At 55.4% G+C, this 24,878-nt stretch carries 3 protein-coding genes and 1 riboswitch; all 3 genes read left to right on the top strand.

Annotation, left to right across the window (positions count from 1 at the left end):
• Positions 1-266: 266 nt before the first annotated feature.
• Positions 267-19,727: a hypothetical protein gene (locus tag Q0903_RS16735; RefSeq protein ID WP_299417217.1), complete on the top strand. Its 19,461-nt coding sequence runs from the start codon at positions 267-269 to the stop codon at positions 19,725-19,727.
• A gap of 10 nt (positions 19,728-19,737) precedes the next feature.
• Positions 19,738-23,181 carry a hypothetical protein gene (locus Q0903_RS16730; protein WP_299417216.1) on the top strand — a complete coding sequence of 1,148 codons (3,444 nt, stop codon included), beginning with the start codon at positions 19,738-19,740 and terminating at the stop codon, positions 23,179-23,181.
• A gap of 189 nt (positions 23,182-23,370) precedes the next feature.
• A riboswitch (cobalamin riboswitch) is annotated at positions 23,371-23,578 on the top strand.
• A gap of 125 nt (positions 23,579-23,703) precedes the next feature.
• On the top strand, positions 23,704-24,878 hold a 1,175-nt coding region (locus tag Q0903_RS16725), incomplete at its 3' end, for a TonB-dependent receptor plug domain-containing protein (protein WP_299417214.1).

Genomic DNA, 24,878 nt, shown 5'->3' with positions numbered 1-24,878 from the left:
CCCGATATGGGGTACGGGCAACAATCTGCCTTTGCAGGAAAGTGCATGTAGGTTCTCGCTTGAGGGGAATTGTTGCAACAGATTTCGGAAAAGTGATTAGGGTGTTTAAAAGGTTAATTATTCCCCTTGCCCCAAACAGCATCAGATCTGCATACCCGCTGAAAGCTGGGGCGTTACTGGGGAAGGTGCGCGGCTGATATAAGGCTAGAATTTGCCCGTGATGTGGCACGTTATAGCTGAAGTGTCTTCTGCGTAGCGGCTATAAGATGAAGCGATTTAATTGGTGTAAGGCAGCAGGTTTGCTGCTTGTGGTTCTATTTGCGTTGACAGCTGCGCGTACAGCGGACGCGACAAACTTTACTTCCACGGTGCCGGGCACGTCTCTGTCGTTGCCAAGCGAATACCCCGAGGCGGGCGGTGTCGCCTTTGTATTGGTTGGGGTGAACGGCAACGTCTATTACCAGTTTTCCGATCCCACTGGCGCTTTTGTGGGGTATCAGAACAACGGTAGCCCGCGTGCGTTTCGGGGTAACCCCTTTACAATTAATGACCCTATCCAGCTTGATTGTGGCTTTTCCAGCTGTTCGGATTATTTCGGCGGCGCGCTCTCCAATGTCTATATACGCTTTTCGGCCTATGATGGTGATACACAGGTCGGTGGTTTTGACGAAGACGAAATCACGCTTCGCCTGAATGGCTTTACAGTTGGCAACTGGTCTGATGTGCGCACCGAGATCACCAATACCAGTGGCACCACCGGCTTTGGGCAGGTCGACGGATTTGGCAATAGAACTTTTAACACAGGCTGGTTCAGCAGCACTAATTCCGCTCTGATGGCGAATATTCTGACGACTGGTCAAACATCAACACAGGTATTTGACCAATCCCCGAACGACAATTACTGGGATTTTACCCGTGGTCCAACCCTTGGCAACACTGACATTGTCACTGTCGCACCAGGATACACGCTGGATAAGTCAGCAGACCGCACAACGTTCTCTGCGGTGGGTGAGACAGTAAATTACACCTACACTGTCACCAACATCGGCTCTGTGCCGATCCGTCAACTGGCAGTGCAGGACGACAGGATCTCATCAGTGTCGTGTAACAAGTCAATCATTCAGGATACAAATCCCGGTGGTGTGGCTGATTTTGCAGTTTGTACGGCAAGCTACGAGATCACGCAGGAAGACTACGATAATCAGGAAATCACAAACATCGCCAGTGCGACTGGTGTGCCAGATTTTGGCAACCTCGGTTCTTTGACTGATACGGTGACAGTGACGGGACCAGCAGCGAACCCCGTCTTGTTTGTGGAAAAGTCCACGACCCTGAACAGCTTTGGCAATGCGGGTACTTCGGTACCCTATAGCTTTTTGATCCGCAATGATGGTGATGTCACGTTGCGCAATTTTACCGTGAGCGACAGTTTGATCCCCTCGCTGACCTGTAATGTGCCCGACCTTGCCCCGACCGAGGATTTCACATGTGTTGGTAGCTATACGGTTTTGCAATCGGACGTGGATGACTTTGTCGCCAATCCGGCGGATGAGCTAAGCAATACAATCACTGTTTCTGCTGACACGCCGCTGGACGGGCGGATCACGCAAACCGATACAGTCGATTTGCCTGGTCCTGCTGCTGACGTATCGCTGGAGTTGACCAAGACGGCGTTGACCAGTGATTACGATGCGGTGGGCGATGTGATCAGCTATCAGTTGGTTGTCCGCAATACGGGCAATGTCTCGTTTCCCGCGGCGCCTGTGGTTACGGACCCGAGTGCTGGTGCAGTTACTTGCCCTGCGGGCCGCGTCCTTCCGGGCAATAGTGTGACATGTACGGCCAGCTACAGCGTGATGCAGGCTGATATCAACGCTGGTGAATTTGAAAACACTGCAACCGCGCAAATTACCATTGCTGGCATGAGCGACAGCGATACCTCCACGGCAACTGTACCTGCTGTGCGAACCACCGGCCTGACGCTGGACAAGCAGCTTGATGCATCGTCCCCCAGCCAGTTCGACGCTGTCGGTACCGGGCTTGAGTATGACTATATTCTGACAAACACTGGCAATGTCGATCTACTGAGCCCTGTTGTGAGTGATGATCGCGTTGGTGTGACCTGTCCGGCGACATTGATTGCGCCGGGTACATCTATCACGTGTCAGTCAGCTGTTTATGCGACGCTCCAAGGTGATCTGAACAGAGGCGGTGTTACAAATACGGCAACAGCTTCTGCAACTATTGCCGGTCCCGATGGTGGGACAGTCACCTCAAATTCTGACAATGTCACTGTGCCTGCGGTACAGTTGCCTGCGATAGAGCTGACCAAAACGGCACCAACAGTCGCGGCAGCAGATTTTGCGGCCGGAAATACCGTGACGTACACATTTGATGTTCAGAACACGGGGAATGTCCGTATCTCGACAGGCAGCATTGGCGTGTCTGAGATCACAGTTACCGATGACAAGATCGGCAGCTTCACATGCTTTGCTGCACCGCTGGCGCGGGGTGAGACGCAAAGTTGCACGGCGGACTATGTGCTGACAGCAAATGATGTCGCTGCGGGTGTTGTCGTGAACACCGCAACTGCATTCGCAGGATCCACAACTTCCAATCAGGTAAGCGCGCAGATATCGCCGAACTTCAACCCCGAAGTATCCTTGGCCAAAGTGGCAACAACTCCGTCGGTTGGTTTGCTGACAGATAGCATCAACTACACCTTCACTGTGACCAACACTGGCGACCGTGTGTTGCGCAACCCAGAAGAGCTTGTCACAATTAATGATACGCTTTTGTCAGCGCCTGCTGTTTGTACCCAGCCGACAACGCTGGCGATCGGTGCCAGCTTTACCTGTAGCGGTACGCGCAACGGCGTCACTCAGCCCGAGCTTGATGCAGGCGAAGTTGTTAATACGGCGACCGCCAGCTTCCCGTTTTTGAACAACGGGATCACCAGCACGATCACATCGGACGCAGCACGTGCGACTGTGCCGGTTATCGCCAACCCGCAGGTCGTTCTGGCCAAGCAAGGCCCAGCGACCTACGACACAGTAACTCAAAGTCTCACCTATACTTTTATTGTATCCAATCCAGGCAATGTCACGCTGCGCACAGCCACCGTGACCGACCCGTTGATCCCTGAACTAAACTGTACACTCTCGGATATTGCGCCCAATAGCAGCGACAGCTGTACCGGCACCTACGCGGTCAGTCAGAGCAATATCGACCTTGAAACATTTACCAACACGGCCAGTGTCACCGCCCAACCCGTACAAGGCCCACAGCAGACAGCAACAGATAGCAGCACTGCTACATTGCAGGCGGGCGCTGGGGTAAAAACGGCTACCATCGAAAAGCAGGCAGATATCAACAGCTTTGCCGCCGTTGGCGAGCAAATCAATTATACTTTCGAGGTTGAGAATACAGGCACACAAACGCTCACCAATCTGCTTGTCAGTGACAGCCTTGATGCAAATTATAGCTGTATCATTGCCACGCTTGCGCCCAGCTCGACTGACCGGACGTGCCGCTATCAACACACAATTGTGCAAGCTGATATCGATGCGGGCGAGGTGATCAACACTGCCACGCTCAGTTCTAGCGAGATTGCCACGGTAACTGACACTTCTGATATTGACGGGCCGGTGCGTGCTGCATCCTACACGTTTGAGAAAACAGCCCCTGCGGCCTTTACCGCTGCAGGTCAGACGGTCGATTTTCTGTTCACTGTTGTCAACACGGGCAATGTCACGCTGAGCAATCTGGAAATCAGCGACCCGTTCTTTGGTTCGCCTGTCAGCTGTACCATTCCAACGCTCGCTCCCGGTGCGACCGATCGCAGCTGTACTGCCAGCTATGTCACCACCCAACCTGACGTTAACGTGGGCGAGATTTCGAACACGGCGAGCATCACGGTAGACGCACCCGCGGGTGTGGGGGATCCTGCGGATCAGACCTCCACCGCTGTGCTGGCCGGACCTGCCGAGATTGCCGGTATCAGCATCACCAAGTTGAGCACTGACGGTGAATATACAACGGCGACCGACAGTGAAGACTATACCTTTTTGGTAAGCAACACAGGGAATGTCACGCTCACAGGTTTGGTGCTGAATGACCCCGACCTGAATTTTTCCTGCCCCCTAGATGATCTGTTGCCAGGTGCCACGACCACAACCTGTTCGGTTGGATCGGGTGGTGCGAACCTGACGGCGACCAAATCGTTCGACCAGACCGATGTCGATCTTGGCAGCTACACCAATACTGCCGAGGTGACTGGCGCGTCATTGGGGCAGGGCACACCCGTCCGTGCAGAAGATACTGTTACAGTTTCTGGCCCGCCGCAGGTTCCTGCGTTGGCGATCGACAAAGACACGACCTTTGTCGGTACGTTCGACACCCTTGGCCAGACCCTCGATTACACCTACCGCGTGTTTAACCGCGGTAACATTACGCTAACGGGCCCAATTACCGTCGAAGATGATCAGATTGCATCGGTAAGCTGCCCAGAGTTGCCGTCTGCGGGCCTTGCGATCAACGATTCCATTCTGTGTACTGCCAGTGCGACCGTCACACAGCCGATGCTGGATGCAGGGTTCATCAGCAATATTGCCACAGCATCCGTCACACAGCCCGTTATCTCGCAAACCTTAAATGGTCCTACAGCTGTCACGGTCACTTCTGCGCCTGATACTGTACGCATTGAGGGTACACAGACACCGCGCTTGCGGATCGACAAGCGCGTCAAGACAGGCTCCGCCGCCAGCTATGATGCTGTTGATGACGAGATCACGTTTGAATATGTCATCACAAACATCGGCAATGTTACTTTGCTTAACCAGTTGACGGTCAGTGATGACAAAATATCGGGCACGCTGAATTGCGGCACACCGCCTCTTGCCCCGACCCAGTCTGTGACATGCGAGCAAATTTATACAGCAGATCAGGGCGCTCTGGATGACGGATCGGTAACGAACGTCGCAACAGCCGATACAACCTTTATCGACAAGACTGGCGTATCCATCGCCGTTGCGTCAGCACCAGATAGCGTCACTGTAAATGCGATCCAGACGGTGTCACTGGTTGTGGAAAAGACGTTTAGCGGTCCGGCAAACGCCAGCTTCAATCTCGGGCAGCAGCTGAATTATGATGTTGTAGTTACCAACAACGGTAACGTGACAATCGACGGGCCGATCACCTTCGACGATAGTCTTGTGCCGTTTCCTGCGGGTTTCACCTGTGATCCACTGACGAACAACGAGCTGCTTCCAGGTGAAACGCTCGAATGTACTTCCGTGCATAATGTAACCCAGAATGACCTTGATCTGGGCGCTGCGACCAATGTGGTAACAGTCACAGGCCAGTTCAGTGGCCAGCCTGTCACATCCCCAAGCGATGATGCGATTTTCCCTGTCGATGCAGAACCTGCTTTGACGCTTACGAAAGTGGCGCTGCCCGTTACAACTACACCTGCTGACGGCACGGTCGCTTATGATAGCACCACCGATGTTGTGACCTATCGGTATACTGTGACCAACACAGGCAATGTGGGCCTGAATGGACAGATCCTGATCGAGGACGACACGATCACTGGCCCGCTTGAATGTAAGCCCGCCAGCATTAATCTTCCCAGTAGTCCTGATCCGACAAACCCGTTGCCCGCAAGCTCGGTCAGCTGTGAATTTACCTATGTTTTGAAGCAGGACGATCTTGATCTTGGTTCTGTCACCAACAATGCCACTGCGCAGACTGTGTTCGCCCCTCTCAGCCCGACACCAACCAGAGTTGTATCGCCCAATGCGGATGCAACTGTGGTGATTGACGAAATGCCTCGGCTGACAGTTCTTAAAGAGATGATAACGCCGATCCCTAATGGGGCTGTGTTTGATCAAAACCTGACGTACCGTTTGACAGCTACGAATGAAGGCAACCAGACACTGTTCGGGGTGACGCTTAGCGATCCTTTAGTCCCTGATCTGACCTGTTTCGTTAACCCCGGCTCTACAGTTGCACCCGTTAACGTAAACCTTGCCCCCGGTGGCGCGCTGGAGTGTACAGGTGTCTATCAAGTGTCCCAGACAAATGTGGATGCGCAGGTGCTTGTGAACACCGCCACAGCCACGGCAACCGACCCCCAAGGTGTGACTGTTGGCGACACGGATGATCACGAACTGACGCTTGTAGATCCTTTGGTCACGATGGTGGTCGCCAAAACCATCAACCGTGTTGGCAACTCCAGCTCTGATTTTAACGCAGTGGGCGAGCAGGTTTCGTTCAGTGTATCGGTGCAGAACACCGGCAACATCACTTTACAAACAGCGACGATCACAGATGATCGTCTGGTTGTGCCAACGAGTTGTACAGTCGGTCCAATTGCGCCAGGCGACACCGATAACAGCTGTGAGTTTGTCTATACGATTACGCAGGGTGACATTGATAATATAAACACGGACGGTAACGGTGTCTTTGGTGGATTTACCAATACCGCAAATGTCGTTGCTACACCCAATAACCTTTCACTTGATCCAATCACCGGCAGCGGCGACGTGTTTGTGCGCGGTCCTAATCGTGAGCCTGATTTCACTCTGCTTAAAACAGCTGACACCGCGCTGATTGATACCTTTGGCCAAGTGGTGACTTATAGCTATCTGGTGGCGAATACTGGCAATGTAACCCTGACAGAAGTGCCGAAAATCAATGATGACAAGATCGGCGTATTTGACTGTGCGCCTTTCCCCAGTGGTGGGTTAGCACCGCTGACAGATTACACCTGCACCGCGACCTATCCAGTGAGCCAAGCTGATCTGGATACGGGTGGCGTTACCAACACTGCGACGATAACGAGCACGCAGGTTGTCCCCACACCTGATGATACAGCAACTCTTACCATCGATGCGACACAGACACCGGGTGTCTCGATTGTGAAAACACCTGCGCCTGCCACCGCTTTGGCCGTGGGCGAGGACATTACCTATACCTATGTTGTCACAAATACGGGCAACGTCACGCTTACTGATGTGACCGTAGACGACCAGCACACCGCCGCGAACGGAGTGTCAACGCTGGCGGTTGGTGGTGATACGCTCACGACGGATGTGCAGGAAATCGGAACATCTGTTGACAGCGCCGCGGCTGGGATATGGAGCACGCTTGGTCCCGACGATGTCGTCACCTTTACAGCGACTTACCGCGTGACCCAAGCGGACATTGATGCGCAGTTCACGCTGAGCAATATTGCAACGGTGCGGGCCAATGGTCCGACAGGCACACAGCCGCCAACAGATCAGGATAGTGCATCGGTTACGACCGCACCCAAAGCGCCGTCGATCGAAGTGAACAAAACCGCCGATATCTCGAATATCACAACGCCCGCGGTTGTTGGACAACAGGTGCCGTTTCGCATCACGGTTGCCAATACTGGCAACCAGACGCTTGATCCGCCTGCTTTGACTGACACGTTGACTGATCTTGACGGTAATACTGTACGAATGACAGTTACGCCCGCACTGGCAACGTCTGATAATGGTGATACCAATAATAACAACCGTTTGGATGTAGGTGAAACCTGGGTTTATGAAGCGCGGTATGACGTAACCCAACCTGCAATCGACGCAGGTGGAATCCGTAATGCGGTTTCGGTGACTGCAGATGATCCGCAGGGCGACCCTGTCGGCGATGACGCGGTCACGCCTGATATTATCCTCAATGGCATTCCCAAGATTGCGGTCGTGAAAACGGCTGTGACGGATGATGGCGGCGACGGTGTTTTGGATGTTGATGATACGATCACCTATACTTACACGATCACCAACACCGGCCTTCTGGATGTGTTGGATGTAGCTGTAATCGAAACAGCCTTCGGCGGTTCTGGCACCGATCCTACGCCAATCTATGCAAGCGGTGGCGCTGACCTCGGTGGGGTTGCTGGTATTCGTGACTTGCCTGTCGGTTCTGGCACAATGACCTTTACCGCTACCTATGCGTTGACCCAGATTGATCTGGATGCGGGTGAAATCAGTAACCAGGCTACGGCATCAGGCGTCAGTGCAGCTGGCGTCCCAGCGATTGATGTCTCTGATGATGACAGCACTGGCGACGGGGCAGAGGATGCAACCGTAACGCAATTGGGCCGAGAAGGCGCGCTGATAGTTGAAAAACGGATCGGCGTGACCGATCTGTCGACACCGCCAGCTGTGGGCGACACTGTCAATTTCATCATTACTGTATTCAACGATGGCAACCAGTCCCTGACGGCACCTGTGCTTGTTGATACGCTGACCGATGCGGATGGTGGTCCGCTGACCATGACAGTCGCGCCTACCTTCGTAAGTAGTGATGGTAACGCGGATAATATTCTGGAAGTGGGGGAAACATGGACTTATGCGGCAAGCTATGACCTGACCCAACCTGCGTTGGATGCTGGCGGAATTGCGAATACGGTAGAAGCCACCGCAAACGATCCTGACGGAAATGCCGTAACTGATGTCTCGGATGATGATGGCGGCACTACAGATGCCAATGGTGATGGTGATCCCGCGAATGACCCCACACCATTTGCGCTCACGACTGCGCCTGCCTTGGTTGTCGAGAAACGTAGCGATGCATCTGCGCTCAGCGATCCGCCGCGCGCGGGTGAGCAGGTTGGCTTTACCATCGAAGTGACAAATACAGGCAACCAGACTCTGAGTGCTCCTGTTTTGGCCGATACATTGACCGATGCAGATGGCGAGGCGCTGACGCTCACGGTTTTGCCAGCGTATGATAGCGGCGATGCCGATACAGACGGCGACTTCGATGTGGGCGAAACCTGGGTTTTCCTTGCCTCTTACGATCTGGACCAGCAGGCGCTGGATGCGGGTGGAATATCGAATACCGTTACCGCAACAGCGACTGATCCAGACGGGGCGCCGATTACTGATGTATCTGATGATGATGCCGCTGCTACAGACGCAGACGGGGACAATGATCCGTCCAATGACCCTACCATGGTGCCGCTGACCGCTGACCCGATGCTGGTTGTAGAAAAGCGTGCAGACACCTCGGCGCTGAATGTGCCTGCTGAGGTGGGCGATATCGTAAACTTTACGATCACACTGGAAAATACGGGTAACCAGACGCTGACCGACCCGCTGCTTGCGGATACGCTGCTGGATTCCAACAACGAGACGCTGACACTGACAGCAGGACCAACGCTTGATCCCAGCACGGATACAAACGCGAATGGTGCGCTCGACGTTGATGAAGTCTGGGAATACACCGCTAGCTTTGCGCTGGACCAACAGGCGATCGACGCGGGCGGGCTTAGCAACTCGGTACTTGCCGTAGCCAAAGACCCTGATGGCAACGATGTATCAGACACATCTGACGACGATGCGGGTGCAACCGATGGCGCGGATGGCGACAGCGATCCGTCCAACGATCCTACAGTTGCGACCTTTGGGACTGATCCTGATCTCGATGTGCTGAAAACAGGTGTCGTCAACACTGGCAGCGATGGCCGTGCGGATGCAGGTGATACCATCACCTATACATTCACCGTGACGAACACAGGGAACCAAACCCTGTTTGATGTGATTGTGACCGAAACGGGATTTGCTGGTACGGGCACCGCACCGGTTCCTGTTTATGCAAACGGCGGTGTGGCCCTCGGCGGCGATGGGGCAGTGCTGGATTTACCAGTCGGCAGTGATACGATCATTTTCACCGCGACGTATTCACTGACCCAAGAGGACATTGACGCAGGCGCTGTAGTGAATCAGGCCACGGCAAGTGCGACTGACCCGTCAGGGAACGACCTGAGCGATCTGTCCGATCCCGCCGATCTTGATGGTGACGCTCCGACAGAAACTCCGATTGTGCGCGCTCCTGCAGTTCAAACGGTTAAGACGGCATCGCCGAACCTGAGTACCCCTGTACAGGTTGGAGATGTGATCAATTACACGATCTCGCTCATCAATACGGGCAATGTCACGCTGAGCGATCCGACGGTCACCGATACGCTGGTTGATGCTGACGGGAATACACTGACGCTGACAAGCGGCCCTACATTCGACGGGGGCGATCTGGATGGTGACGGCCGCGTGGATGTGGGCGAGACATGGGCCTATCTGGCACAATTTGTACTGAACCAATCTGCGATTGATGCAGGCGGTGTGGCCAACACGGCAATCGGTGCTGCTGTTGATCCGGCAAATACCTCCGTAAGCGATGTGTCTGATGATGGTGCTGGCACTCCTGCGGATGACGACCCGACTGTTACGGATCTGCCCGCAGCCGCTGCAATCGGCTTGGTCAAAACATCGCAACTTGATCTTGGTAGTGATGGCGTTGCTTCGGTTGGCGATGTTGTCACCTATACGTACTCGCTGAGCAATGCGGGTAATGTTTCGGTCCTTGATCCTGTAATCACCGAAACAGCCTTTGGTGGATCGGGCACCGCGCCTGTCCCGGTTTTACAAAGCGGTGGTGCGCCCCTCGGTGGCGGTGCAGCGCTTGATCTGCCTGTTGGTGACGGGGTGATGGTCTATACCGCCACCTACGCGTTGACCCAGATCGACATTGATGCAGGCCAGATTAGCAACGAGGCGCTTGCCAGTGGTGATCTGCCAGGCGGTGGCACGATTAGCGACGCGTCTGATGATACAACGCCGGGCGTAGGAGAAAGTGATCCGACCGTCACGATCATCCCGAACGAGCCAGCACTGGAAGTGACGAAAACTGCCGATACAAGCGGCATCCAGACTCCGGTGGGCCTGGGTGACATTATTGAGTTCACTATTACTGCGCGCAATACGGGCAATGTAACCTTGGGCAATGTGCAGTTGACCGATACATTCACGCGCCGTGATGGCACGACACTTTCCCTCATACCGACTTTGCGGAGCGGAGATAATGGTACATTGGGCAGCATCGATGTGGGCGAGGCGTGGGAATATCGCGCGCAATATGCGCTGACCCAGCAAGACCTTGATGCAGGCGGTGTGCGCAACGCTGCACTGGTCGAGACAACTGCGCCCGATGGCACGCCGGTGAGTGACCGCGCTGATGATGGCGATGACAGTGATGGGAATACCTCTGACGATCCGGTGGAGGTAAACCTGCAAGGGTCGCCTGATATCGCTATGGTCAAACGTCTTGCATCTGGCGCGCCAGTGCCGTTCGACGCGCTAGACCAGATCATTCCGTTCGAGTTTATTGTGACCAACACGGGCAACATTACGTTGACAGCGCCGGTTACGATTAATGATCCGATCATTGATGCACAGCTTTTGGGCGGGGTGACTTGTCCTGCGCCACCGCTTGCGCCAGGGGCCAGCATGACCTGCACAGGCAGCTACCGTGTTGGTCAGGCCGATCTTGATGAAGGCACATTGGTAAACAGCGCCACGGCAACGGTGACGCAGCCACTGTTGCCAGTCGCGCCGGGTGATCCAATCAGCACAACGGTTACTACCGATCCGTCCGAAATCACGTCTCCTGCTACGCAGTCACCTGCGTTGATAACGGCGAAAGGCATCGCGCCTACATCGCCTGGCAGCTTCTCGGCGGTGGGCGACCAGATCACGTATACCTTTACCGTGACCAATACGGGCAACGTGACACTGGCAGGTCCGGTTACTGTTGATGATGATCAGATTGGTACTGGCCTTGCATGTGCAGCGGGCCCAGTTGCGCCGCAGGCCAGCGTTTCTTGTTCTCATATCTGGACCGCCCAGCAGGAAGATCTTGACCTTGGCGAAGTCACAAACACGGCGACGTCGCAGGCAGTGTTCAACAACACCCCCGTCCAATCACCTGCTGTGACGGCCACTGTACCTGCAGTGCAGACCAAATCACTGGCAATGGAAAAGACACTGCTCAGTGCTGCTCCTGATCTATTCGATGTTGGCAGTGTTCTGTCCTATCAGTTCGCCGTGACAAATACGGGTAACGTCACCATCGATGGTCCGATTACAATCAATGATGTTTTGGCCGCTGATGCTACTTGCCCCGCTTTGCCCAACGGCAAGCTGCCACCACAGGCAAGTCTCACATGTACAGGCAGCTATGCGTTGCGGGTTTCCGACCTTCAGCTGGGCTCTACCAACAATACGGCTACGGCGTCGGGTATTTTTGACGGTGTGCCTGTCGTATCTCCAAGCGACAGTGCGATCTATCCTGTTGATGCAGCCCCTGCGCTGAGTGTCACAAAAGACAGCGTGCCAAGCGACATCACGTTCGCTACCGTTGGCGATATCATCAATTATACCTACAGCGTCACCAACAGCGCCAACACAGGTCTGACGGAAGATGTTACGGTAATGGATGACCGTATCCCAACTCCGATTGTGTGCCATGATGCCGCTGCTGACGGGGTGTTTGGCGTTGGCCGAACCGCGACGTGCGAGGCCAGCTATGCGGTTACGCAAGCGGACCTTGACGCCGGCTTTGTCACGAACGAGGCATTTGCCCAGACAATATTTGCACCCGGTACACCGAATGAGGTCACTGTGCTGTCTCCTGCGGTTACCAAGACCGTACAAGGCGATGTAGCGCCTGCGGTATCACTCGCAAAAGAGATCGCAGCACCCGTTGGCGTTGTGTCTGTTGGTCAAGACATCACCTATCGTCTGACAGCGATGAATACTGGAAACCAGACGATCAATGGTGTGGTGATTAGTGACGCGATGCTCACCCAGCTTACCTGTACTGTGGATGGTTTGGCAGCTCCTGCAAACACTGTGCTGGCTCCGGAACAGGCGCTGGTTTGCGAAGGCATCTACCGTGTGACCCAAGCCGATGTCGACGCGCAATCGCTGATCAATCTGGCCAGTGTCGCAGGTCAATCACCGCAAGGTGTTCCTGTCGTAGCAAGCGATGAGATAGCAGCACCGGTTGTGACGCCTGCGCCTGAATTGACGATTGTCAAAACGCTTGTCCCTGCGCCTGCTGATGGTCAGCCGGCATTTACGGCAGCTGGCCAGACAATCCAGTTCCGCCTGACTGCGCGGAACACAGGCAATGTGACGCTGAACAACGTAGAGCTGAGTGATGCGCGTATCACAACGCCTACCAGCTGCGATATTGGCACGCTTGCGCCTTCTCAGGAAAACGGCAGCTGCCTCGTAAGCTACCTGACAACGCAGGAAGACGTGAACGCAGTCAATGGCAACGTACAACCGTTTGGTGGTTTCCTTAATGTTGCTAACGGCACTGCTGTCGCGGCGACACCCGATGCACCTGCCGTTACAGGCAGCGGCGAGCTGTTTGTGCGTGGTCCGGATCATGTGCCGGCATTCAGCCTGACCAAATCGGCTGACGTGTTGCAGGTGACTGCGGCGGGCGAGACGATCAATTACCTCTATCTGGTGACAAACAGCGGCAACATTACTGTGACATCACAGCCGCAGGTGACGGATGACCGTATTGCGAATGTCACCTGTGCTCCGATCCCCGCAGCAGGGCTTGCCCCCGGTGAAGTACTGCGCTGTGAAGCCCCCTATGTGGTGACCCAAGCGGATATGAATGCGGGCGAGATCACCAATATTGCGCGTGCCTTTTCAGACGAGGCACCCTTGCCTGCGAACATCGGGTCGGAGACAGCCACAGTGACTGTTCCTGCCATCGCAGACCCACAGATTGTTATCGAAAAGACAGCCGATATGGTAACAGGTGCCGGCGCGGGTGATGTGGTCACCTATACCTATACGGTAACCAATACTGGCAACCTGACGCTCACCGACGTCATCGTGAGCGACATGCACACCTCTGCTGCGGGGACAGTTGCACTGGCTGTAACGGGCGATCGCCTTGCTGATGATATTGTACCTACCGGTGATAGTACCGATGCTGTGGCGGATAACGGTCGTTGGAGCAGTTTGGCGCCAGATGATGTGGTTCGTTTCACCGCCCAATATACAGTTACACAACAAGACGTAGACACCCAAACCGTGTTGCGCAACACGGCGCTGGTCACAGCTACCGGACCCGATGGCAGCACACCGCTTTTCACCGACACGCTTGAGGTAACGCCGCAAATGAGCGCCCCTGCGCTGACTGTTATCAAGACAGTAGACGAGGGCGCACTTTCTACACCGCCCTTGGCGGGTGACGTGCTGGATTATACAATCACTGTGGCCAACACGGGCAATCAGACCCTGCGCAACATCACTCTGATCGACACGTTGCGCCGTTTGGATGGGGCAACGGTAACGCCCGCACCGCGCCCTGTATTTGTCAGCGGTGATGCGGACGCTGACGGCATAATGGAAGTTGGTGAAATCTGGACATACGCTGTGCAGTATACACTGGCCCAAGAAGACGTGAACGCGGGTGGTATCAGCAATCAGGTTACTGCACGCGGTGTCGCCCCTGATAATGCACTTGTGCTGGATGCATCAGATGATGGGATCACAGCCAATGGTGAGACCAACCCAACCACCACCTCTATCCCCAGCATGCCTGCGATCGAAGGTGTCAAAACCATCGCATCCGGTGCGCCAGAGGTTGGTAGTGTTATCGGGTTCGAGATCGCAATCCGTAACATTGGCAACGTAAGCCTGACAGATGTTGGTGTGGCCAGTGATACACTTACGCGTGCAGATGGCGAAACACTTTTGCTGGACAGCGAGCCGGTATTTGTCGGTGCCTCCGCAGGGTCTTCTGTTGGGCTGTTGTTGCCAGAAGAAGTAGCGACTTACCGCGCGTTCTATACGCTGGTTCAGGCCGATATTGATGCAGGTGGTATTGTAAATACTGCACGCGTAATAGGGACGCCGCCTGTCGGCTCACCGCTGACGGATGTCACTGATAATGGCGACGATGGCGATGGAAATTCAGAGAGTGACCCAACCGTTCTGACTGTTCCGCCCGCGCCTGCGCTTGGCTTGCTCAAGCGTTTGGATGATGACGCGCCGGCCAGCTATGACACTGTAGGGCAGACGCTTGATTACGTCTTCGAAGTTACCAATACAGGCAACATCAGCCTTGCTGGGCCGATCAGCATTGATGATCCGCTTATTACTGAAGCTGGTGGCGCGATTGTTTGTGCTTTGGTGCCTGAAGGTGGTTTGTTACCCGAAGAAATGCTGACCTGTACTGGTAGCTATGCAGTAACGCAGGCGGATATTGATGCAGGCCAGATCGACAATTCTGCTACAGCTGCCAGCGATGGCGTAATTTCCGAACCCGCGACATCAACCATCCTTGCACAGCAGATGCCATCGCTGGCACTCGACAAGGTGGCCAGCCCGATCTCTTCGATTGATTTCGTGACCGGAGCTGTCGTGAGCTACACTTACACAACGACCAACACGGGCAATGTGACAATCTCGGAAACCGTCATTGTGACGGATAATATCATTGCTGCAAGCGACATTACCTGTGACGCCTTCCCAGCAGATGGGCTTGCACCTGGTGCTGAATATGTGTGCCGCGCGGACTATTCCGTCACGGCAACAGATGTGGATCTGGGTAGTGTTACCAATTTGGCAAGTGCGACAGACGGTACGACCCAATCCCCGCTGACATCCGAAACGATCCCCGATCAGGGTATCCCCGCACTCAGCGTTGTTAAAACCGCGCAAAAGGATGCGACATTCTCTGATGTTGGCGATGTGTTGAGCTATAGCTTTGCTGTCACGAATTCGGGCACGCGTACTTTTGCCTCGCAGGTGACGGTAACTGACAGTTTGTTCGGCGAAGTGGTTTGCTTTGATCCGTCCGCCCCCGATCCTGATCTGGCAGCGGGTGAGACCGTGACATGCGGCGGCACTTATGCCGTGACGCAAGCCGATCTGGACCGAGGATTTGTGGTGAACGAAGCCTTCGCTCAGACCCTGTTTGGCGCAGATGACACGCCTGTCACCTCACCGCCCAGTGCAGTTATAGTGCAGGCTGATATCGCTCCTGCGCTGTCACTTGCGAAAACAGTGGCCACACTGCCGGTGACGCAAGCGGGCCAGACGCTGACCTATACGCTGACCGCAACGAATAGCGGCAACCAGACGTTGCGCGGGGTCTCGGTCCTTGACCCCATGCTCAACGATTTCACCTGTGCGCAGGACACGCTTTTACGCGGTGAAACCCTCGTGTGTTCCGGCTCGTATGTTGTGCGGCAAACAGATGTAGATGCTGGGAGCCTGACAAATGTTGCCGATGCGCGTGGTATCACACCACAAGGTAATGCTGTGGAGGCACAGCAAACGCTGGTTGTTGATATGCCTGCCGCCGCACCTTCGGTGCGCCTGACCAAAACTGCAACACCGGCACCATTTGGGGCAGTAGGAAGCACGCTCACCTATCTGTTCGAGGTCGAGAATACGGGCAACGTGACTCTGACCAATCTTGTTGTCACCGACGTCATGGATGCGGATTATCAGTGTACAATTCCGGTATTGACCCCGAATGCGGTCAACAATGGATGCACCATGATGCGGGTGGTCGAGCAGTCCGATGTTGATGCAGGCACAATTGAGAACACGGCCACGGTGACAGGGGACGCTCCTGGTGGTTTGGACGCTAGCGATACAGTGACAATCGTTACTGACGGACCAACGCGTGTAGGTAGCCTAGAAGCGACGAAAACAGTTGGCGCTGCAGCTTCTGTTGCGGGTGCTTCTGTTACGTTTACCTTGCAGGTCGAGAATACAGGCAATGTCAGCCTGACCGACGTTGCGATAATCGACACGATGAGCACGTTTGCAGGGGCGACTATCACGCTGGACGCGCCATTTGCTTTGCGTGGGACCAGTGATGCAAATGCGAATGGCATTCTGGATGTGGGTGAAGCATGGATTTACACTGCCACACGAACCTTGCGCCAAAGCGATCTGAATTCCGGTGGACTGCGCAATCAGGTGAGTGTCACGGCACGCGATCCAGAAGGGCAAGCCCTGAGCGATTTGTCTGATGACGGCATAGACAGTGACGGGGATACCACAAGCGATGTGACGGAATTCACTGTGGCAGCCGCACCGGAGCTGAGCGTTGTTAAAACAGTTGTCAGCGCAGGCAATCAGGTGGGTGAAACCGTTACTTTCCAGATTGATGCGCTCAACACAGGTAATCAGGATCTTTCGGACCTGCGCGCGGATGATAGCATGACCCGCATTGATGGTACATCTGTGCCTGCGGATGTGACTGCAGTAAATGTGCCTGATCTCTTGTCACCGGGTCAGACTGCAGTTTGGCGTGTGATCCATGTGCTGACGCAGGACGATATCGATGCAGGCGGCCTTGCAAACAGCGCATTGATTACCAGCACTGACTTGGCGGGTAACGCTGTCACTGGGTTGTCGAACAACGGTATTGATACGGATGGAAACCTCACGGACGATCCGACTGTTGTGATGATTGATCTGGCCCCTGGTCTGGAAGTCATCAAAACAGCGCCAGTCGTTGGTGGTGGGGCAGGCGAAGTGGTCGAATATCTGATCACAGCGCGCAACACAGGCAATGTAACGCTGAATGGCATAAACCTGACCGATAGCACGACCGATCTGCAGGGCGAGAGTGCCCGAGCCCCAAGTGTGGTTTTCGTCAGTGCAGATGGCGCGCCTGCGTCACCCGCGGGTTCGCTCGCTCCGGGTGAAACAGCAACCTACCGTGTTGATGTGCCGCTGACGCAGTCTGACGTGGATATCGGTGGTTTGATCAATACTGTTACTGCTCGGGCATTGACGCCAACAGGTGCGGCATTGCTGGAGATTTCGGATGACGATGGTGTGGGTTTGGACGATCCGACTGTGGTGATGGTCGCTCCCGCGCCCAGCTTTGACATCAGCAAGGATGCGGGCACCAATACGCTGATCTTTCCCACGGTTGAGCGTGCGACATTCACTATTTCGGTTACCAACACGGGCAATATCACCCAGTCGGGTATTCAGGTAAGCGACGATCTGGCAGCTTTCGTGGCTCCGGCGACACTGTTGGCAGAAGCCTATCCACCAGAGGTGCGCATCGAAGGCTTTACGGACGGCAGTGCAAATGCGGCGTATAACGGCACTTCGCAGACTGCATTGTTGAGTGGTGACGCAACCCTTGCGCCGAACGAGACAGGGACCATAACCCTGACGCTGGTTTATGCAGCGGCTGCAGGGCAACCTGCAGCGCCGAACACGGCAAGCGTGATATCGTCCCAATTGGCCATTCCGACAGAAGACGATGCAATTGTGCAGACAACCGATCAGGACGGCGATGGCATCCCCGACTATCTAGAAAGCCCGACCAGCGACCGTGATGGCGACGGTACGCCCGACAGGTTCGACTATGATCCCACAGGTGCATTCTATTGCGAGGATGATGGCCGCTTGTTGACGGGTGGGATGGTTACTGTGTCCGGTGGTGGGTTCACGCAAACAGGTGTCGGCAGTTCTGGCCCGATCACTATCGTGCGCAGCGGCAATGACGGGACCTATCAGTTCTTTGTAACGGCGGCGGGTACTTATTCGCTAGGGCTGACCTATCCTGACGGTACCCAAGCCTCGACCGCACGTCAGAGCGGTGGCAATCTGGATGCAACGCGATATGCACCTGCGTCTGTGGGTGTGATCGGTGCCTCTCCTGCGGGTGAAACGCGTCTGTTGACCGATTTCTCGGCAAGCGCCAATCCGTTCTTCACCAGCTTTACCATTGCTGAGGGTGATCCGATCCTGATCGGTAACAACATTCCGATCCGTACCTGTGAAGGGCTGACTGATGTTGTCGCCACCAAGAGTGTAGACCGCCGCAGCGCCGTATTTGGCGAGACGGTAAATTACACGCTTAGCTTTACCAACAACACGACTGTCGCGATCCCCAACGCACGTATCGTCGATATGTTGCCATCGGGTATGCTCTATACCCCGGGTTCGGGGCGCGTGGATGGCGTGGCGGTTGACCCGACTGTAGCGGGCCGCCGTTTGGAATGGCGTAGCGATCTGGGCGCAGGTGCAACCACCGTTGTCACGCTGTCTGCGCGGGTTGCGCGCACAGGTGAGTTTGGCAAGCGCACCAACCGCACCTTCCTTGAGGATCGTTTTGGCAGGGCCTTGTCTAACACAGCTGAAGCGATTGTTCGGATTGAGCCAGAGCATGTCTTTGACTGTTCGGATGTAATCGGCCGTGTCTTTGATGACCGCAACGGCAATGGCTATCAGGACGGACCCGGCACATTGCCCGAGCCGATCATCGAGGACAGCTATGTTGGCGGCGGCAAGTTCGGCAAGCTTGATCGCATCCCCCAGCGCGAAGACCAGTCCGAGCCGGGCCTGCCGGGTGTGCGTCTGGTGACACCAGACGGGATCAAGATCACGACAGATGAGCATGGCCGCTATTCACTGCCCTGTGCAGCATTGCCGCGCAACATCGGCAGTAATTTCATGCTCAAGCTGGATACGCGAACCCTACCTACAGGCTATAGCGTGACTACGGAAAATCCCCGTGTGGTGCGCCTGACAGCGGGTAAGTTTGCCAAGATGAACTTTGGCGCGCGTCTGGGCAATGTGGTGGATATTGATCTGACAGCTGCTGCATTTGTCAGCGGTGGTACAGCGCCCAAGCCGACCCTGTCGGGCGCGGTGGATGGGCTAATTGGCCAGATTGCGACGACACCATCGGTCCTGCACCTCACTTATGTTCTGGGCAATGGCGAAGCGCCCGATCTGGGCCGCGCGCGCCTGCGCGGAATGGAGAAACTGATCCGCCAGCGTTGGCGAGGCAAAGGCAGATACAAGCTTGTGATCGAAAAAACAGTGACGAAAACGAAGTGAGGGAAAAGTGATGATTAAACGGTTCAAACTTCCCCGCTTCGCGATCCTGACGGGTGTGTCCCTATTCGCGATGAGCGTGATGTCCCAAGCGCAGGAAGGCTCCGGCTTTAGCATTGCGATTGACGGCAAGACTGTGTCGGGCGATCCGCGCTTGTCCACGACCAAGGCACGGCAAGACCGTGTGTTGGAACGTGCCAAACTGCGCGTGCAATTCGACGGTCTTGAAGTAGAGCCACGCCTGACGGCACTGATCACCAATGCCCGCACTCCGCGTGCGGGTGAAGTGATGGATGTGCAAAGCCAGATGAACTATCCGGCCTACGTCACGCGCGGCGAAATCCGCGTGATCGACACAGCAGCGCGCGGCGGCCCGCGTGTGGTGAAGACAGTTCCGATTGCAGCAAATGGGTCGGCCAGTCTGCGCGTGCCTGAAGGTGAAAACCTGATTATGACTTACCGCGTCTATGATGCGAACGGTCGTTTTGACGAGACGAACCCGATGCCGTTGCGTCCGCAAAGCGGCAGAGAGGAAAGCGATTTCGATACCCCGCCCGAGCTGGGTGTAGATGCAGGGGGTATCCGCCGTATCCCGGTATACGGTGGCGCAGTGACAATCAGCGGTACAGACGTGCGCCCCGGTGCCGTAGTCAATACGCTGGGCGAGAAGATCCGCCCCGATGCATCTGGTGCCTTTGTTTTGCAACGTATTCTGCCTGCGGGTGATCAGGCCGTTGCAGTGCGTGTCACCGGCGCAGGTGAGGATACATATATCGAGCGTGACATCCTGATTCCGCGCTCTGAATGGTTCTACACCGCGATTGTTGATCTGACGTATGGCGCGCGGCTTGAGGGTGGTGTTGATGCGGCAGGGGCTGAGTATGACAAGACTTTCAGCTATGGCCGTATTGCCGGGTATGCCAAGGGCAAAACGCAGAACGGTTGGGTGCTGACAGGCTCCGTCGATACGGGCGAGGAAGAGCTGTCAGACATTTTCCGCAAGCTGGATGAGAAAGATCCGCGCGATGTGCTGCTGCGGTTACAGCGCGAAAACGCTTATCCCACATACGGTGATGACAGCACATATGAGGAAGGTGCGCCGACGGACGGCAAATTTTACCTGCGCGCCGAACGCAATGGCAGCCACATCATGTGGGGGAACTACAAGGCGACTGTGCAGGGCGGTTATTACCTGCGCAACGAACGCCAGCTGTATGGCTTGCAAGGTGTCTACCGCAGCCCCGAGACCACGTCGCGCGGCCAGTCGCGCGTTGCGCTGGAACTATACGCAGCCAACCCTGACAACCTGCCAGGCCGTGAGAGTTTCCTTGGCACAGGTGGATCGGTTTATTTCTTGCAGCGTCAGGATATCTCGGTCGATTCCGAAACACTGCGGATAGAAATCCGTGACCGCGACACAGGTCGCGTTGTCGAAACACGCACACTCACTGCGGGACGGGATTACCGGATCAACTATGTGCAAGGTACGATCCTGCTGGCAGAGCCTCTAACCTCGTCTGCAAATGCAGGCACAGTTGTTACCCAAGCGGGTGGTGATTTTGATGTGCTGCTGGTGGCCAACTATGAATACACTCCCGTTGCGGGTGATGTGGATGGCTACAGCTATGGTGGCCGTGCCGAGGCTTGGGTCGGTGATAACGTCCGCCTCGGCTATACGGGCATTGTCGAGCAGACAGACGTAGCCGATCAGCGGGCGCAATCGGTCGATTTGTTGTGGGAGTTGTCCGAGCGGAGTTATCTGGAGCTTGAGTACGCCGAAACAGAAGGGCCGGGCTTTGGTTCAACCTTCTCGACGGATGGTGGCCTGATTGTGCAAAGCGATCCCACCGCCGGAGTTACCGATGGCACCGGAGAGGCATTCGCCGCGCGCGCGCAGATTGACTTTGAAGACGTGGGTCTTCGCCTGCCCGGCACTTTCTCGGCCTACTACGAGACCCGTGATGCAGGTTTTTCGACGTTGGATTACGAGACCCGCGTGGACGAAGAACTGTGGGGCGTTTCGGTTGATGTTCAGGCTTCCGAGCGCATGGCGTACCGCTTTTATTTCGATAGCTTCGAGGATGCTGACGGGCAAATCAAACGCGAAGGCGGGGCAGAGCTGGCCTATTTGCTATCCGAGCGCGTTAAGCTGGAATTCGGCGCGGAGCATCTTGAACGGTGGACACCGGCGGGGGACACGGACGAGAATGGCCGCCGTACCGATGTGGCCTTGCGGGCAACCATTACGCAAAGCGAAGATTTTGCGTGGTATGTCTACGGCCAAGGCACGGTAGACCGTGCAGGTGGTCTGGAAAAAAACAATCGTGTAGGCGCAGGGGTGCGCTACCGCTTTGCCCAGCAGTGGACGTTTGACGGCGAGATTTCGGACGGATCTCTGGGTGCTGCCGGATCGGCATTATTGACCTATCAGCGCAACGAGACGGACAATGTCTATTTCGGGTATCGCCTTGACCCGGGTCGTGAATTTTCGGGTACTGATCTTGTTGGTCGGGACCGTGGACAATACGTGGCGGGCGGCCGTCGCGCGTTGAGCGCGGATGTGGATGTGTATGGCGAGAACACATATGATATGTTTGGCCGCCACAAGTCGCTGACCAGCGTTTACGGTGTTGAATACCGCACAACCGAACAGTTGACCCTGTCGGGCAGCTATGAATACGGGCAAGTGCGCGACACATTTAACGGTGATTTTGACCGCAAGGCGCTGTCGCTGGGCGCGCGGTACGAAAATGAAGGTGGCCTATCTTGGCGCGCTCGCGCCGAGTTCCGCCGTGACCGTGGCGAGACGTCGGGCAGCAACCGCGATAGTGATGCTTTCTTGTTTGTAAGCTCGGCTCGCTACAAGATCGATGAGAGCCAGCGTTTGCTGTTCTCGCTGGATTATGCCGATACGGATACTGACAACAGCTCGATCCAGTCGGGCGAATATGTGGATGCGCAGGTCGGCTATGCATTCCGGCCTGTGGATAACGACCGTCTGAACCTGCTGTTCAAATACCGCTATTTGAAAGACACCGTTGGGCAGGACATCGACAGTTCAACCGAACGCGGGCCGCGTCAAACAAGCCATGTTCTTTCGCTGGATGCCGATTATGATCTAAACCAGCAGTGGACCCTGGGTGCAAAGCTGGGCGGGCGTTGGGGGCAATCGGCACCTGACGATACGATCCCGCTGGCAGATAATGATGCCTATCTGGCCGTGCTGAATGCACGCTATCACCTGACGCATAAATGGGATCTGTTGATCGAGGGGCGCTATCTGGATGCTTCCGATGCGGGCATTTCCGAGTTTGGCGTTTTGGGTGCGGCCTACCGTCATATCGGCAACAACGTAAAGCTGGGGATCGGGTATAACACAGGCCGCTTCTCGGATGATCTGACCGACCTGACATATGATGATGAAGGCGTCTTTGTGAACTTCATTGCCAAGTTCTAGTCCCTACAGAATCGTTTGGCGCGCGGGGCAGGGATGTTTCCGCCGCCAGCTCTCCATTTTTTGTTTTGACCGTGTCGGTGCGTGTTACAGAACCTTCGCTTTTTGACACCGCTTGCACATTTAGGACTGCAAACGTGCTGATGCGTGTTCAGGTCGCTAGATAGTTCTTGCGTCTCTATGCCGGGTAAGCGAAATTGCGCACACTTCGGTGCGGACGGTCAGCCGTCTGTTTAAAAGGGAACGTGGTACGGCGCATTCGCCAAATCCACGACTGCCCCCGCAACTGTAGGCGGAGAGCGAAGCCGGTAAATGCCACTGTCCCGCATTGCGGAATGGGAAGGTCCGGCCGAGCATTGACCCGCGAGTCAGGAGACCTGCCGAGGTGTTCACCCTGTTCGGGCGCGTGGGGCGTCAGAACTGCGGTTTTTCCGCGCGTGGTGTTTTCACCGTCTGCGGGGGGCTTCCCTCAAATGACACGTTCATCTGATTGGTCCGATCCGGACCTGACCCGAGGGTTACACTATGCTTCGCTTTTCTTTATTCGCTTCTGCGGCAGTCACGCCGTTTTTGCTTTCGCCCGCACTGGCCCAAGATACCTTTGATCTGGGCACAATCGTTTTTTCCTCCAATTTGTCACCTGTGGAGCAGGGGCGCACGGGTGCCACTGTAGAAGTGCTTGAGGGCGTCGATGCAGGCACGCAAGACAGTTCCGTGATTACACGTTTGACCCGTCTTCCAGGCATCTCGTCTACCGCCAATGGGGGATTGGGCGCACAGGCAAACATCGCTATTCGCGGCCTGTCATCGCGCTATGTTGGTGTCCGGATCAACGGGATTGATGTCACCGATCCGTCCACCACACAGACCTCGTTCAACTTCGGCGGGTTGATCGGTGCAGGCGTTGACCGGATCGAAGTCCTTAAAGGCTCGCAGTCCGCGCTCTATGGTTCCGAGGCGATTGGCGGGGTTGTAAATATCTCTACCTTCCGCCCTACCGAAATGGGCTTTTCGGGCCAGTACAATGTCGAAGCAGGCAGCTTTGACACGCAGTCAGCCAGCTTTGGGATTGGGCAGAAATCTGAACGGGGCGAGATTGCATTAACCTATAGCCGCATCAAGACAGATGGCATCAGTGCGCAAGCCTCGAACGATGAAAAGGACGGCTTCCGCCAGACGACAGTCACCCTGAGTGGTGAGTTTGAAGCGACCGATACAGCGACAGTGGGCGCGTCGATCTTTTACCGCGACCGCTTTCTGGAATTTGACAGCTTTAGCAATCTGTTCGAAATCAACCGCACGCAGGAACGTGGCGCGAGGGTCTACACCACGCTTGAGACAGGGGCGGTAACACACACCTTCAGCTACACCCAATTCGATATTGACCGTCAGACAGGGGGCGGCGCGCTTACCACGATCGAAGGATCGCGCCGTGAAGTTGCCTATCTGGGATCTGCTGATCTGGGCAACGGTATGACTTTGAACTTTGGTGTCGACCGCACCGATGAAAACCTCGATAGCAATACCACTGTCGCGTCCGAGGATACAACCAGTATCAAAGCCGAGCTGCTGGCAAGTCTGGAAAATAACGTCGATCTGTCCGCGGCCCTGCGGTACGATGATAACTCCGATTTCGGGGGCAAAGCGACGGGCCGTCTGGCCGCGGTCTGGCGACCGCGTGAGGATCTGGCGATCCGCGC

Origin of the sequence: uncultured Sulfitobacter sp. (assembly GCF_947502895.1) — a bacterium.
Taxonomy (GTDB): domain Bacteria; phylum Pseudomonadota; class Alphaproteobacteria; order Rhodobacterales; family Rhodobacteraceae; genus Sulfitobacter.
This window is presented reverse-complemented; position numbering and strand designations above follow the sequence as displayed.

Bases quoted from the DNA above. Each gene is read 5' to 3' on its own strand.
- Q0903_RS16730 (WP_299417216.1), top strand. From the start codon at position 19,738: ATGATTAAACGGTTCAAACTTCCCCGCTTCGCGATCCTGACGGGTGTG.
- Q0903_RS16735 (WP_299417217.1), top strand. From the start codon at position 267: ATGAAGCGATTTAATTGGTGTAAGGCAGCAGGTTTGCTGCTTGTGGTT.